This is a genomic window from Amycolatopsis sp. NPDC021455, assembly GCF_040640995.1.
Classification (GTDB): Bacteria; Actinomycetota; Actinomycetes; order Mycobacteriales; family Pseudonocardiaceae; genus Amycolatopsis.
On sequence record NZ_JBFACT010000090.1, the window covers coordinates 15,081 to 28,590 of the forward strand.

General features: G+C 73.4%; 16 protein-coding genes. All 16 read right to left on the minus strand.

Annotated features, from left to right (window positions below; genetic code table 11):
• Positions 1–5: 5 nt before the first annotated feature.
• A complete protein-coding gene (locus AB0G28_RS44815) occupies positions 6–395 on the minus strand; it encodes a nuclear transport factor 2 family protein (RefSeq protein ID WP_361104153.1) in 390 nt (129 codons plus the stop codon).
• Positions 392–1,573: a nucleotide disphospho-sugar-binding domain-containing protein gene (locus AB0G28_RS44820; RefSeq protein ID WP_361104155.1), complete on the minus strand. Its 1,182-nt coding sequence runs from the start codon at positions 1,571–1,573 to the stop codon at positions 392–394. Before AB0G28_RS44820 ends, AB0G28_RS44815 begins: the two co-directional genes overlap by 4 nt.
• A complete protein-coding gene (locus AB0G28_RS44825; protein WP_361104158.1) occupies positions 1,570–2,802 on the minus strand; it encodes a cytochrome P450 in 1,233 nt (410 codons plus the stop codon). Before AB0G28_RS44825 ends, AB0G28_RS44820 begins: the two co-directional genes overlap by 4 nt.
• Positions 2,786–3,508 carry a PIG-L deacetylase family protein gene (locus AB0G28_RS44830; protein WP_361104161.1) on the minus strand — a complete coding sequence of 241 codons (723 nt, stop codon included), beginning with the start codon at positions 3,506–3,508 and terminating at the stop codon, positions 2,786–2,788. Before AB0G28_RS44830 ends, AB0G28_RS44825 begins: the two co-directional genes overlap by 17 nt.
• Before the next feature lie 6 nt (positions 3,509–3,514).
• Entirely contained in the window at positions 3,515–4,870 is a 1,356-nt protein-coding gene (locus tag AB0G28_RS44835; RefSeq protein ID WP_361104164.1) for a hypothetical protein, read from the minus strand.
• 155 nt (positions 4,871–5,025) lie between these two features.
• On the minus strand, positions 5,026–6,882 hold the full coding sequence (locus tag AB0G28_RS44840; protein WP_361104167.1) for a BTAD domain-containing putative transcriptional regulator: 1,857 nt from the start codon (positions 6,880–6,882) through the stop codon (positions 5,026–5,028).
• A 330-nt stretch (positions 6,883–7,212) separates the two neighbouring features.
• Positions 7,213–7,518 carry an antibiotic biosynthesis monooxygenase family protein gene (locus AB0G28_RS44845; RefSeq protein ID WP_361104170.1) on the minus strand — a complete coding sequence of 102 codons (306 nt, stop codon included), beginning with the start codon at positions 7,516–7,518 and terminating at the stop codon, positions 7,213–7,215.
• The gene (locus tag AB0G28_RS44850) at positions 7,515–7,853 is read right to left on the minus strand and encodes an antibiotic biosynthesis monooxygenase family protein (protein WP_361104173.1); all 339 of its coding nucleotides are present in this window, start codon (positions 7,851–7,853) and stop codon (positions 7,515–7,517) included. Before AB0G28_RS44850 ends, AB0G28_RS44845 begins: the two co-directional genes overlap by 4 nt.
• Positions 7,853–8,584: an SDR family oxidoreductase gene (locus AB0G28_RS44855; protein ID WP_361104176.1), complete on the minus strand. Its 732-nt coding sequence runs from the start codon at positions 8,582–8,584 to the stop codon at positions 7,853–7,855. The genes AB0G28_RS44850 and AB0G28_RS44855 overlap by 1 nt, the downstream gene beginning before the upstream one ends.
• 36 nt (positions 8,585–8,620) lie before the next feature.
• Positions 8,621–9,082, minus strand: a complete 462-nt coding sequence (locus tag AB0G28_RS44860; RefSeq protein WP_361104179.1) for a DUF1772 domain-containing protein — start codon at positions 9,080–9,082, stop codon at positions 8,621–8,623.
• 10 nt (positions 9,083–9,092) lie between these two features.
• The gene (locus AB0G28_RS44865) at positions 9,093–9,560 is read right to left on the minus strand and encodes an SRPBCC family protein (RefSeq protein ID WP_361104181.1); all 468 of its coding nucleotides are present in this window, start codon (positions 9,558–9,560) and stop codon (positions 9,093–9,095) included.
• Positions 9,557–9,817: an acyl carrier protein gene (locus AB0G28_RS44870; RefSeq protein WP_361104183.1), complete on the minus strand. Its 261-nt coding sequence runs from the start codon at positions 9,815–9,817 to the stop codon at positions 9,557–9,559. The genes AB0G28_RS44865 and AB0G28_RS44870 overlap by 4 nt, the downstream gene beginning before the upstream one ends.
• A gap of 44 nt (positions 9,818–9,861) precedes the next feature.
• Positions 9,862–11,127, minus strand: a complete 1,266-nt coding sequence (locus tag AB0G28_RS44875) for a beta-ketoacyl-[acyl-carrier-protein] synthase family protein (RefSeq protein WP_361104185.1) — start codon at positions 11,125–11,127, stop codon at positions 9,862–9,864.
• Complete coding sequence (locus tag AB0G28_RS44880; protein WP_361104187.1) at positions 11,124–11,549, minus strand: cupin domain-containing protein; 426 nt, start codon at positions 11,547–11,549, stop codon at positions 11,124–11,126. Before AB0G28_RS44880 ends, AB0G28_RS44875 begins: the two co-directional genes overlap by 4 nt.
• Positions 11,546–11,869, minus strand: coding sequence for a TcmI family type II polyketide cyclase (locus tag AB0G28_RS44885; RefSeq protein ID WP_361104189.1), 324 nt, complete (start codon positions 11,867–11,869; stop codon positions 11,546–11,548). Before AB0G28_RS44885 ends, AB0G28_RS44880 begins: the two co-directional genes overlap by 4 nt.
• Before the next feature lie 40 nt (positions 11,870–11,909).
• The gene (locus tag AB0G28_RS44890; protein ID WP_361104192.1) at positions 11,910–13,406 is read right to left on the minus strand and encodes an oligopeptide:H+ symporter; all 1,497 of its coding nucleotides are present in this window, start codon (positions 13,404–13,406) and stop codon (positions 11,910–11,912) included.
• Between the last annotated feature and the right edge of the window lie 104 nt (positions 13,407–13,510).

Sequence of the window (13,510 nt, forward strand, 5' to 3'; positions counted from 1 at the left end):
CCCCTTCACTGGATCGAGCTCCCGGTGGCGACCAGCCGCGTGCTGACCGCGTCGGCGATGGCGAGCAGCCCGGCCAGCGGCCGCAGCATCACGAGCACGCTGGTCACCCGGCCCTCGTCGTCGAAGCGCAGCAGGTCGATGCCCTCCACCGGCTCGGTGCCGACGTGCGCGTGGAACACCAGCCCGTGCGCACCGCCGGCCGCGGGCAGCTCGTCGACGTACCGGAAGCCGCTGAAGATGCCGAGCAGCACCCCGAACAGCTCCAGCACCCGGTCGTGCCCGCGCACCGGGCGCAGCGTCGCCGGGCGGTGGAACTCGACGTCGGCGGCGAGCAGCCGGTCGAGGGCGGCGAGGTCCTTGGCCTCGACCGCGGCGCGGAACGCGGCGGCGCTCATCGGGTCCTCCCTTCGGCCACCGGGGTGAACTCCCCCGTGCCGGCCAGTTTCTCCAGCATCTCGACGAGCGCGGCGGGCGCGGGCCGCGCCGCGTTGGCCGCGGCGAACCCGGCCGCGGTGGCGCGGTAGCCCGGCTCGTCGAGCAGCCGTCCGGTCAGCGCGCGGATCTCCGCCGCGCCGGTGTCCAGCCAGTGCCGGGAGATCCCGGCGCCCGAGGCGTCGAGCTTTTCCCCGTGCAGCAGGCAGTCGCCGACCGAGGGCAGCAGCAGCTGCGGCACCCCGGCGGCCAGCGACGTCATCGTGGTGCCCCCGCCGCCCTGGTGCACGATCGCGGCGCAGGTCGGCAGGATGAGCTCGAGCGGGATGTTCTGGGTGAGCAGCACCCCCGGCGGGAGCTCGTCGAGCATGCCCCGCTGGTCGGCGAAGACACCCACCATCAGCTCGATGTCCATTTCGGACAGTGCGGTGACCAGGCCCAGCAACGGCGACATGCTGCCCGCCGCGCGCCCGACCATGGTGCCGACGGTGACGAAGACCCGGGGCCGCGCGGGCGGCGGCACCACCGCGTCGGGGCACGGGCCCGCGTACGGGACGAACCGGCAGCCCTGCCGCGGCAGGTCGGCGGGCACCTGCAGCGCGGGCGGGCACGGGTCGAGGGTGAGCGTCCCCGTCGCGGGGGTGTCGCCCAGCCCGAACTTCTCCCACAGCGCGCGCAACGCGGGCTGCTCCGGCTCGGCGATGGCGGTGACGTAGTCGACGCCGGTCAGCACCCGGACCGACGGCACGCCCAGCTCGGCGGCCACCTTGATCGCGGCGTACGCCCGCGGCTCGTGGATCACCAGGTCCGGCCGCCACTCCCGGGCGAACGCGAGGGCGCCGGGCGCCATCGCCTCCGCGCCCAGCACGAACATGTCGAGCGCGCGCCGGGCCCGCTCGGCCTCGTGCGCCGCGCGGTCCGAGCCGGGACCGGGCAGGAAGGTGAACCCGCGCCACACCGACGCCGCGTCCGGCGCCGGGCCGGTGCTCACGTGCGGGAGCCCGGACGCGGTCACCGCCGCGGCCGCGCCGGGCGGGGTCAGCACCCGGACGTCGTGCCCGGCCGCGCGCAGCGCCCAGGCCAGCGGGACCAGGTTGAAGTAGTGCGAGGCCGAGCCCCAGCTGAGCAGCAGTGCCTTCATCGTTCGATCCTCACCGGGAGCGCGGCCAGGCCACGGGACATCAGGTTGTCGCGGTAGGTCAGCCGGTCGGTGTCCAGCCGCAGCGAGCGCGCCTTGGCCAGCAGGGTCCGGAAGCCGACCCGGCCCTGCATCCGGCCGAGCGGCGCGCCGAGGCAGTAGTGGATGCCGAGGCCGAAGGCCAGGTGCCGGGGCCCCTGGCGGGTCAGGTCCAGCCGGTCCGGCCGGTCGTAGACGGCCGGGTCGCGGTTGGCCGCGCCGATCACCGCCATGATCATCTCGCCGCGGCGCATCGGCACGCCGCCGATCTCGAGGTCGGTCAGCGCGGTCCGGGCGACCATCTGCACCGGCGGGTCGAACCGCAGCAGCTCGTCGACGGCGGACCCGGCCAGCTCCGGCCGGGCGGCGAGCAGCCGCCGCTGTTCCGGGTCGGCCAGCAGGGCCAGCGTGCCGCCCCCGAAGAGGTCGACGACCGTCTCGTGCCCGGCCATCAGGATCAGCGTGCAGGTGGCGACGAGCTCGTCCATGGTGAGCGCGTCGCCGTCCTCCTCGGCGATGGCGAGCTTGCTCAGCACGTCGGTGCCGGGGTCGGCGCGCCGCCGGGCGGCCAGGTCGGTGAAGTAGGCGGAGAACTCGCGCCACACCTGGCCCCGCAGCTCGCGTTCCGCCGGCGGCATCACGAAGTCCGGGTCGATCCCCCGGCCGATCACGGCCGACCAGTGCTTCAGCAGGCCGCGGTCGGAGTGCGGGACGCCGAGGATCTCGCTGATCACGGTCAGCGACAACGGGTACGCCCAGTCGGCCAGCAGGTCGCCGCCGCCCGCGTCCAGCATGTCGTCCAGCAGCTCTTCGCTCAGCCGGGTGACCGCGCCGATCATCTCCTCGATCAGGGCGGGCGTGAACCCGCGCGACACCAGCCGCCGCAGCCGCGTGTGGTCGGGCGGGTCGAGCACGACGAACCAGCGCGTGCCGCCGCCGGTGGCGGCCGCCGTCGACGCCGGCGCGCGGAACGGGATCGGGTTGGCGACCCCGCTCTGGTGGCCGAACCGCGGGTCGCGGAACACCGCCGAGCAGACGTCGTGGGAGAGGGCCAGGACCAGGCCGCCTTCGGTGCGCTGCACCGGGCCGGCGGTCCGCAGCGCGTGGTAGACGGGATAGGGGTCGCGCCGGTACTCCGGGTCGAACGGGTCGAAGCCCAGGATCGCGGGCGCGCGCTCAAGCAGATCGGTCACGACGCACGCCCCGGTCGTGTCCACCGGTCAGGCCCAGCAGGAAGCCCGGGTTGGTCATCCGCGCCTTCACGAGCTGGAAGGACTCGTAGTAGTTGCCTTCCTCCGGGTCGTAGAACTTCGCCTGCATCGCCCAGAACCGGCCGCGGGCCAGCACGGCTTCCTCGCGCATGTACGGCTTCGCCGCCTCGGACTGGTACTGCGCGATGGCCGCGAGCTTCTTCTCGACGGTCTCGGTCACGTTGACGAACAGGTTCGGCGTGAAGCCGGAGACCACCACCGGCGGCTCGGCGTGCAACACCAGCCGGACGAACGACATCCGCTTCGCCAGCGTCGTCGCGACCCGCCCGGTCACCTGGTGGTCCTGGTGGTCGTCGCCGAAGTGCGGGCTGCTGTAGTGCGTGACGACCACGTCCGGGCGCAGCTCGCGCAGGTGCCGTTCGACGACGGTGAACGTCTCGCCGACCGTCTCGACCCGGCCGTCGGCGAAGTCCTCGACGATCAGGGTGACGCCGACGAGCGCCGCGGCGGCGGTCGCCTCCCGCACGCGATCGGCCGCGAGCGGCGAAACGCTGCGCGCGCCGGTGGTCAGGGTGAGCACGTGCACCTCCGAGCCGGCGGCCGCGAGCGCGGCCAGCGTGCCGAAGCACGACAGCTCGGCGTCGTCGGGGTGCGCGAAAATCGCGAGAACACTGGGTGCGGAACGCATCTTCACCTACCTCTGGGTCGTTTCCCCCGACGCGAGCCGGGCGGATTCCGCGGCCCGCGAGCCGGGGAACCTTGACTCGGTCCATCCGTCCACATTGGTCTGTTTGGCGCGGCTGATGGCCAGCGCGCCCGGCGGCACGTCCCGCACGACGATGGCGCCGGCCGCCGTGCACGCGCCGTCGCCGAGCCGCGCGGGCGCGACGATCGCGGTCCCGGAGGCGACGGTCACGTCCCGGCCGAGCACCGCGGACTGCTTGCGGGCGCCGTCGAAGTTGGCCAGCCCGGTGAACGCCGCGAAGTTCGCGCGCTCGCCGATGACGCCGTCGATGACGCAGGCGAAGTGGCTGATCCGGGTGCCCGCGCCGATCCGGGTGCCCTTGATCTCCACGAACGCCCCGGCGACCACCTCGTCGCCGGCGTGCGTGCCGCCGCGCAGGAAGGCGTACGGCCCGACCGAGCTGCGCGCGCCGATCACGGCCTGCTCGCAGGTCGCCGACCGGATCCGGGTGTCGGCGCCGACCGCCGTGCCGTCCAGGCTGACGTCGGGCCCGACCACGCAGCCGGCGCCCACCGTCGTGCGGCCGGTCAGCCGGACGTTCGGCAGCAAGGTCACCCCGGGCTCCAGGACGACGTCCGGGCCGATCCAGGTGGTGCGCGGGTCGAGCACGGTGACGCCGCCGAGCATCCAGCGCCGGACCAGCCGCTCGGCGACCTCGCGGCGGGCGAAGGCCAGGCTGACCGGGTCGTCGACGGTCAGCGCGTCCCGCCAGTCGACGGGCTCGACCGCCACGATCCGGCGCCCGGCGTCACCGAGCCGCCGCACGAGCGCGGCGAGCGGGTCCCCCGGCGACTCCGTCATCGGCACGAGGCCGCCGACCGCGCCTTCGAAGGCCGCCGCGGCGAAGGCGTAGGCGCCGACCTGGAAGTCCGCGGCGTCCGCCGCGACCAGCTCCGCGCCGTGCCGCTCCACCCAGTCCCGGTACGGCCCCGCCGGTTTTCCGCTCAGCAACGCCACTTCCGCCCCGTCCCGCCGGTCGAGCAGCAGGTGCAGGGTGTCGGCGGTGAGCAGCGGCGCGTTGCCGCGCACGACGAGCACGGTGTGCGACGGCTCGTCCCCGCCCAGCACGCCGGCGAGCTCGCCGGTGACGGCCACCGGCGGCAGGTCGGCGCCGGGCGGGCCGTCCCGGTCGGTCACCAGCACGATCCGGTCCGGTCGCTCGTCGGCCAGCGCGGCGAAGACGTGCCCGGCCAGCGTCCGGTCGTCGAGTGGGGTGGACGCGCCGAGCCCGGGCGGTCCCGCTTCGTTCCGATCGCCGAGCACCACCACGGTGGTGCCCGCGAGTCGTCCGCTTTTCCCTGTCACGACCGCAAGTCTGACCGCGGCTGTTCGCAGCCCCCTCTACGACAGCTGGTGCCGGTCAATCCTCCACAGTGGACTCGCCGCCCGCGAAGAGGCACCCGGCCGGGGGTGGGACCGGGTGCCTCTTCCGGTGGGTGGCCGGGACTCCGGGGAGTCCCTCAGCCACGCCTGTGCGCGACGAGCGCCCGGCCGGCGGGCTCGTCCCCGCCCACGAGCAGCCGGTCGAGCAGTTCACGCGCGTAGACCCTGGCGAGCTCGTGGAAGGAGTAGTAGAGCGTGCCGTCCTCGCCGCAGCGCACCACGTGCACCAGCTGCAGGTCCGCCAGCTTCTCCAGCAGCTTCTCCGCGTCCGCCGACGGCCTGCCGAGGAGGTCGCCCGCCTCCGCCGCGCCGAACTCCCCGCCCGGGAGCAGGCTGAGCAGCCGGAACGCGCCCCGCTCGGCGGGGGTGAGCCCGCCGTAGCTGGACCCGTAGGCGGCGCGGACGTCGAAGTCGCCGTGGCTCAGCTCGTCGAGCAGCCGGCCGCCGTCGACGATCTTGCTGCTCAGCTCCCGGAACCCGCCGGCCGGCACATCGCTCAGCCGCCTGCCGAACGCCCGTAACGCTTTCGGCAGGCCGCCGCAGGCCCGCACGATCGACTCCGCCGCGGCCGGGTCCTGCGAGATCCGGGAGTGGCCGACGAGCTTCGCGAGCAGGACCACGCCCTCGCCGACGTCCAGGCTGCGCAGCCGGACCACCTCGGAGTCCGGCAGCAGCGGGATCCGGCTGGTCACGATCACCCCGCACTGCGGGGAGGCGGGCAGCAGCGGGCGGATCTGCTCGGGCGTGGTGGCGTCGTCGAGGACCACCAGCACCCGGCGGCTCGCGCACCACGTCCGGAACAGCGTGCTCTGCTCGTCCAGCGACGCCGGGATCTCGTCCGCGGCGAACCCGGCGGCCAGCAGGAACCGGGTGGGGACGTCGCCGGCGTCGGCCCGCCCGGTCAGCCTCGCGTGGAACTGGCCGTCCGGGAAGTGCGCGGCCACCCGGTGCGCGGCGCGCACCGCCAGCACGGACTTGCCGACCCCCGGCACCCCGGTGACGGTGACGATCCGCACCGCCGTGCTCGCTTCGCGCGGCTCCACCAGCTGCCGTTCGACCGCCTTGAGCGCGCTCGAGCGGCAGCTGAAGTCCGGCAGGTCCGCGGGCAGCTGGCGGGGCACCCGCGGCTCGCTCGCGGCCGCCTGCGCCGAGACCTGGACCGGGGCGGGTGCCGGCGAATCCAGCCGCGGGTCCGAGGCCAGCACGGCGTCGTGCAGGGCGCGCAGCCGCGGCGACGGCTGCCCCGCGCCCTCGGCCGCCAGCCCCGCGCGGAACCGGCGGTAGACGTCGAGCGCCTCGAACCGGCGCCGGCACCGGTGCAGCGCGAGGATCAGCTGCGCGTGCACGCTCTCCTCGAGCGGGTGCGACGCGCTGAGCATCTTCAGCTCGCCGACGACCTCGGCGTGCCGGCCCAGCGCCAGGTCCGCTTCGATCCGCCAGTCCAGGACCTGACGGCGCAGCTCCTCCAGCCGGGTCACCTGCGCGGACAGCAGGTCGCCGGTGGTGACGTCGCCGAGCAGCGGGCCGCGCCAGAGCGCGAGCGCCTGGCCGAGGATCCGCGTGGCGGCCGGGAGCTCGCCGGCCCCGAGCCGGGCCCGGCCCTGCGCCGCGAGCGCTTCGAACCGGCAGAGGTCGATGTCCTCCGGCCGCACGGCGAGCCGGTACCCCTGGGGCTTGGTGCTGCGGATCGCGCCGATCGGGCCCCCCTCCTCGGGAAACACCTTGCGCAGCTTGTAGATGTAGGTCTGCACGGTGGGCAGCGCGCTCGGCGGCGCGCCTTCGCCCCACAGTTCTTCGGTCAGTTCGCCGATCCGGACCGGCTGGTTGTGCCGCAGAGCCAGGAAAGCGAGGATCTGCCGCGGTTTCGGCGCGGTCGGTGTCAGGTCTCTTCCGTCGTCGGACACTTCCAGGTTGCCCAAAACACGAATGCTCATTCGCCGCCCCCATAGACGATAAATGCAGCGTTTGTTCGCCGGTGACCCCCAAGCCCTCTTCTCACCGGCGGCACGTGATTTCTCACGTCGCATCACATCTATCACGCCCGTGGCGATCACTACAAGCGGTCTACCTGCAGATACATCGAAGGAGCAGCGGCGACGGGCCCCAGCGATGTACGCCGCGCTACGACTTCGGCCTACCACGAACGGAGCAACCGGCCGGGCCGGGCCGGGAACGCCGAAGTGGCGTCCGGTGCCCGTGGGCTCCGAACGCCACCGAAAGATCGACCCGGCTCCGCCGAAACAGCGTATTCCGGAGCAGAACGGTCAATACGTTGCGATCACCTCGTAAACGCCGAATGTGGACGCCCCCGCCGACTGGTACGGCCGCAGCGGAGCCGTCGTACCCCGGTGCGCGGCACCGGCCTCCCAGTCCCGGAAGGCGGGAAGATCGGCCCATTCGCTGGCCACGGCGTAGTCGGCGGGCCGCAGCACCGACCGGAGCAGCTCGTTCCCGAGCAGTCCGGGCGTGCCGCGCAGCGCCGCGCTGATCTCGTGGTAGGCCCGCACCACCGCGTCCGGCTCGGCCGCCGGCGCGGTGGCGTAGACGACCACCCGGACCCGCCCGGTCATGACGCGGGCGTCCCGGCCCCGGCGAAGGCGTAGCGGACACGCATGGTCGTCATCTCCCCGCCGGAACGGAACGGGTGCAGTTTCTTGCGGTGCGTCAAATGCGCGTCACTGGATTCGAAGGCGCGGAATTCCCGTTCGTTCACCCAGTCGCTCATCACGAAGTAGACACCGGGTTCCTCGGCACTGCGGGAAAGCCATTGCCCGAGGTTCGCCGGGTGCCCGGTGACGGCGGTGCCGACCTTCGCCCAGGTTTCCTCGAACCCCGCTTCCATACCGGGGTGGATCCGCATCCGCAGCAGGACGCGGAAGACGTCGTCGTCCGCCGGCTCGCCCATCAGATCCCCCCGTCCACGTTCAGCGTCTCGCCGTTGACGAAGCTCGACAGGTCGCTGGCGAGGAACGCCACCGCCCCGGCGATCTCGTCCGCGCGGCCGAGCCTGCCCAGCGGGATCATCCGCCGGTAGCGCTCGAGCACCTCGGCGGGCAGCTCGGCCTCGGTTTCGATCGGGCCGGGCGCCACCACGTTGACGCGGATGCCGCGCGCGCCCAGCTCCTTGGCCATGGACCGGGTCAGCCCGATCAGCCCCGCCTTCGACGCCGTGTAGTGCGCGCGCAGCGGCACGCCCACCATGGCGACCTTCGAACCGACGTGCACGACCGACGAGCCGGCGCCCAGCAGCGGCAGCGCCGCGCGCATCAGCAGGTAGGCCGAGGTGAGGTTCGTGGTGAGCACGCGCTCCCACTCGTCCTCGGGCAGGTCGGCGAACGGGATGTGGCTGATCACGCCGGCGTTGTGCACCAGCGCGTCCAGGCCGCCGAAGCGCTCGGCGCAGACGTCGACGAGCCGGGCGACCGCCGCCCGGTCGGCGACGTCGGCCTGCACGACCAGGTGCCGGTCGCCGTAGCCGGCTAGCTCCGCCCGCAGCGACTCCGCCGCGTCGTGGCTGCCCGCGTAGCACGTGATCACCGACGCCCCCTGCGACGCCAGCGTGGTGACGATGCCGCGGCCGATGCCCCGGCTCCCGCCGGTCACCAGAATCCGCTTGTCCTTCAGCTCGAGATCCATGTCCTCCACCAGTTTCTGTCCCAGCCGGGACGTCCTTCAGCCGACGGTCACCGCGGCCGCGTTCACCACCAGCGCGAGCAGCGCCAGCCCCGTGCGCAGCCGGTTCCAGCCCCGCCAGCGGGACCGCGGGTCGCTCCGCGGCCAGCCCGCCGGGGGCGACTGGGGGTCCTGCGCCATCACGAATCGGTTGATCGGCACGTTCTTCAGCACCGAGATGGTCATCACCACCAGCAGCACCGCACCGGCGGTCCCGCACAGCGCGCGCCGCGCGGGATCGCCGTCCAGCACCACCAGCGCCAGGTCGAGCAGCATGGTCAGGCCGTGCGTGATCGGCATGAACGGGTCGTAGCGCGGCCAGAGGAACTGGATCGTGCGCACGTACCGCTCGTAGGGCAGCCGGTCGATCAGCGGGACGATGCCGATCACGGTGGACAGCATGATCCCCGCGGTGACGCCGTTCCCGACCAGCGCGGCGGCCAGCAGCACCCCGGTCAGCATCGTCCCGCCCCTACCGGACGGCCGGCGCGTCCGCCGCCGCTCGCTCGACGATGTCCTTGATCCGCGCCAGCTGGATCGCGCTGTTGCGGTTGATCCGCTCGGTCATGCCGTCGTCGTCGAGCGGGGCGCCCGGCTTCATGCGGAAGTCCTGGACCCAGCGCATGCGGACGCCGTCCGCGGTTTCCTCGTAGGACCAGAAGATGTCCATGTGCTCGAACGGCCCGGTCTCGACGCGGCGCGCGCGCACGGTCCGGGTGGCCGGGTCCGGCGTCCGTTCGGAGACCCAGCTCCACACCTTCCCGTTTTCGTCGGGATGCATCGCCAGCCGGAAGCGGACGGTTTCCCCCTCGCGGGACAGGATCTCGGCCTCGGCGTACTCGCTGAACAGCTCCGGCCAGCCCTCGACGTCGTTGGTCAGTTCCCAGACCAGCTCCAGCGGCGCGGCGATGACGACCGAGTTCTCGGTGTGGCCGCTCACGCCGGCACCCCGCCCAGGCATTCGTTGACGTAGCCGACCGCGCGGGCCGGCGTGGTCATCTCTTCGACGGCTTCCTCGGGCAGCGTGATCCCGGTCGCCTGGCCGATCTTGGCCGCGATCTCCAGCATGGCCAGCGAGTCGTAGCCGAGGTCGGCGAACTCGACGTCCTCGATCGCGTCGCCGAGCGGGGCGGCCTCGGGGTCGCCGACGCAGTCGCGCATGATCCGGCGCAGGGTGTCCAGGGTGAACGTCGACATGGGTTCCTCCATTTGCTTTGTCGTGCGGCGTTGCGGCGGTGCGGTCATGGCGTGGGCAGGCCGAGCAGCACGGCGGACTGGAAGCCGCCGAACCCGCTGCCCACGCTGAGCACGCGCTCGACGCGGTGCTCGCGCGCGGTGTTCGGCACGTAGTCCAGGTCGCACTCGGGGTCCGGGGTGTGCAGGTTCGCCGTCGGCGGCAGCACCTGGTGCTCCAGGGCCAGCGCGCAGGCCGCCAGCTCGATCGCGCCGATCGCGCCGAGCGAGTGCCCGATCATCGACTTGATCGAGCTGACGGGGGTGCGGTGGGCGTGCGCGCCGAGGCTGAGCTTCATCGCCGCGGTCTCGTGCCGGTCGTTCTGCCGGGTGCCCGAGCCGTGCGCGTTGACGTACCCGATGCTGTCCGGGGACCAGCGTGCCTGCGCCAGCGCGACGTCGATCGCCTCGGCCATCTCCCGGCCGTCCGGGCGCAGCCCGGTCATGTGGAAGGCGTTGCTGCGGTTGGCGAACGCCGCCAGCTCGGCGTAGACGTGTGCGCCGCGGGCCCGCGCCGCGCCCAGCTCTTCCAGCACCAGCACCGCGGCGCCCTCGCCGAGCACGAACCCGTCGCGGTCGCGGTCGAACGGCCGGGACGCGTGCTCCGGGTCGCCGTTGTTCGGCGAGGTGGCCTTGATCGCGTCGAAGCACGCCACGGTGATCGGCGAGATCGGCGCGTCCGCCGCGCCGGCCAGCACGACGTCGGCGCGGCCGTCGGCCACCGCGCGGAACCCGGCGCCGACGGCGTCGAGCCCGGCGGTGCAGCCGGTGGACACGAGCGTCACCGGGCCCTCCGCGCCGGCGGCCCAGGCGACCTCCTTGGCGACCGTGCTCGGCACCAGGTGGTCGTAGAGGTGCGGCACCGCGTACGCCGCGTCGACCTCCCAGCGGCGGCCGCCGTCGGAGAGCACGACGTACTCGCGTTCCAGCGACGTCGTGCAGCCGACGGCCGAGCCCATGCTGACGCCCACCCGGGCCGGGTCGCCCGCGGCGAACTCCAGCCCGCTGTCGGCCATCGCCTCGCGGGCGCCGGTCACCGCGAACTGCGCGGACCGGTCCATCCGCCGGATCTCCTGCGGGCCCAGGCCTTCCGCCGCCGCGTCGAAGTCGCACTCCGCCGCGATCCGCGACCGGAAGCCCGCCGGGTCGAACAGCGACAGCGCCCGTGTCGCCGTCCGGCCGCTCGAGAGCAGGTCCCAGAAGGACTTCACGCCGATCCCGCCGGGCGCCACCACGCCGATGCCGGTGATCACCACCCGTCGTGCGCCGGTCACCGCTCCGCGCCCACTTCGACCTGCGGCTCCGCCGTGTTCGGCGGCGCCTCGGTGTCGACGTGCCCGAGGTCGGGCCGCGGCGCGAGCGGGCTGAGCTGGAAGACGCAGGACGCGGGTTCGGCACCGGTGTTGCGCACGCGGTGCCGCGCGTTCTTGGGGATCAGCACCGCCTCGCCCGGGGCGAGCGCGACCTCCTCGCCGTCGATCCGCACGGACACCGCGCCGGCGGTGACGTAGAGGAACTCCTCGGAGTACGGGTGGTAGTGCTCGGAGACGTAGTCGCCGGGGGCGAGGTCGAGGACGCCGAGGAAGCCCGACGTCGCCCCGGTGGTGGCGGGGCCGAGCAGCACCCGCAGCTCACCGCCGCGACGCCGGTTGACCGCGACGTCGCCGATGCCGATCTTGCGCACTGCCCCGGTCATTTCGCCGCCTGCCAGCTGTAGAAGGTCTCCGCCATCGCGTCGGCCGGCTCACGCCAAGCCGGGTCGTAGGGCCGGATGTGCTCGGCCAGCTTCGTGTTGACGTCGGCGAACAGGGGGTGGGCGCGCGCACGGTCCAGGTTCGGCCGGATGTCGTGGTCCGCCTCGGCGAGGTGGAAGTAGAGGTCGTGGAACCGGAACAGCGTCCGCCGGGTGACCCCGACCAGGCCGGGCAGTTCGGAGGCGTCGGACTCGGCGAAGATGCCGGCCACCGCCTCCGCGCGCGCCGGCGCCATCCTCGCGACGATCAAGGTGCGGTGCACCGCAGTCCCCTTTCCTTGCGGTATAAGGATTTCCCGGTCATCATCGCGGCGCCGCTTCGCGCGTGGCTGACCGCACGCTGGTGGCGCCCACCAGGCCGTCGATCCGGCGGCGGCGGAGCACGAACAGCGCCCCGGCGGCGACGGTGATCCCGCCGAGCACCAGGAAGTAGGCGGTCGGGCCGAGCACGTCGGTCAGCCGCACGACCTGGCTGCCGAAGCCGGCGCCGAGGGCGTTGAACGCCCACCAGAGCCCGATGGTCTGGCCGACCACCTCGGTGGACACCGCGCCGGCGGTCGCGCTGATGCCGACCGCGGCCGAGATCAGCTCCCCGCAGGCGTGCAGGAAGTAGACGGCGATCAGCCACAACACCGAAACCTTGACCCCGCCGGCCGCCTGCGTCGCGGCGGCCCCCATGAGCAGGAAGCTGGTCCCGGCGCAGGCGAGCCCGGCGGCGAACTTCACGGCGACGCCGACGCGGGACCCGGCCCGGCCGAGCCACCAGGCCAGCACGGGCGCGAGGACGAGCATGAACAGCGGCGTCACCGACTGCAGCCAGCCGGCCGGGATGGTCGTCCCGAACAGCTCGCGGTCGGTCGACCGTTGCGCGAAGAGGTTGAGCACCGAGCCGGTCTGGCTGACCAGCATCCAGAACAGGGCGGAGCCGAGGAAGAGCCAGAGCAGCCCGCGAAGCCCGCGCCGGTCGGCGGTCGCGGCGCCGCCGAGGGCCTTGACCAGGCAGAGCACCGGGACCACGAGGATGGCGAGGCCGAGCACGATGATCGCGCGGGTGGCGGTGAGGACGCCGGTGAGCGCGGTCGCCGCGACGAGCACCGCGATCCCGGCGGTCACCCAGCCGGTCCGCGTGCCGACGGTCCGCAGCACGGCACGGGGCACCGGCCGCGGCGCCGTCTCGCCGACGTCACCGAAGTGCGCGCGCCCGGCGTGGAAGCAGGCCGTCCCGGCGAGCAGCGCCGCCCCGCCGGCGGCGAACCCGAGGTGCCAGTCGACGCGCTCGCCGAGGAACGCGGTGAGCAGTGGCGCGGCGAGCGCGCTGAACTGCACGCCGACGAACAGCATCGAGATCGCCGTCTCCCGGCGGGCACTGTCCTTTCCGGACAGCAGGTTCACCAGCGCCTGCAGGTTGGGCTTGAAGAGGCCACCGCCCGCCATGACGAGCAGCAGCCCGACGGGGGTCGCGGCCCGGGCCGGCACGGCCAGCACGAGATAGCCGGCGGCGATCATGACGGAGCCGGCGAGGATCGACCGCCGCAGCCCGAGCACCCGGTCGGCGAGCCACCCACCGGGCAGCGCGAAGAGGAAGGTGAGTCCGATGTAGACACCGAAGAGAGCGGCGGCGGAGGACGGCGGGAGGCCGAGCCCACCACCGGCGACCGGCTCGACGGCGTAGAGGACGAAGACGGCCTGCATGCCGTAGAAGCCGAAGCGCTCCCACATGTCGGTCAGGAAGAGGGCACGGAACCACGGCGAGTGCCGCAGGGCGGCCACCTGGGTGGGGCCGCGCAGGGTGGCGGTCATGGGCAGGATCTCCGTTCGATCGGGTGAAGACGGAACGCCGCGGCCGGCGGCGGCCGGTGTCGCGAATGACTCATTCGGGACGTGCGAGGTCCCGAATGAGTCAT

Coding starts and splice junctions, on each gene's coding strand:
- AB0G28_RS44815 (WP_361104153.1), bottom strand. CDS start 395: ATGAGCGCCGCCGCGTTCCGCGCCGCGGTCGAGGCCAAGGACCTCGCC.
- AB0G28_RS44820 (WP_361104155.1), bottom strand. CDS start 1,573: ATGAAGGCACTGCTGCTCAGCTGGGGCTCGGCCTCGCACTACTTCAAC.
- AB0G28_RS44830 (WP_361104161.1), bottom strand. CDS start 3,508: ATGCGTTCCGCACCCAGTGTTCTCGCGATTTTCGCGCACCCCGACGAC.
- AB0G28_RS44840 (WP_361104167.1), bottom strand. CDS start 6,882: ATGAGCATTCGTGTTTTGGGCAACCTGGAAGTGTCCGACGACGGAAGA.
- AB0G28_RS44845 (WP_361104170.1), bottom strand. CDS start 7,518: ATGACCGGGCGGGTCCGGGTGGTCGTCTACGCCACCGCGCCGGCGGCC.
- AB0G28_RS44850 (WP_361104173.1), bottom strand. CDS start 7,853: ATGGGCGAGCCGGCGGACGACGACGTCTTCCGCGTCCTGCTGCGGATG.
- AB0G28_RS44855 (WP_361104176.1), bottom strand. CDS start 8,584: ATGGATCTCGAGCTGAAGGACAAGCGGATTCTGGTGACCGGCGGGAGC.
- AB0G28_RS44860 (WP_361104179.1), bottom strand. CDS start 9,082: ATGCTGACCGGGGTGCTGCTGGCCGCCGCGCTGGTCGGGAACGGCGTC.
- AB0G28_RS44870 (WP_361104183.1), bottom strand. CDS start 9,817: ATGTCGACGTTCACCCTGGACACCCTGCGCCGGATCATGCGCGACTGC.
- AB0G28_RS44880 (WP_361104187.1), bottom strand. CDS start 11,549: ATGACCGGGGCAGTGCGCAAGATCGGCATCGGCGACGTCGCGGTCAAC.
- AB0G28_RS44890 (WP_361104192.1), bottom strand. CDS start 13,406: ATGACCGCCACCCTGCGCGGCCCCACCCAGGTGGCCGCCCTGCGGCAC.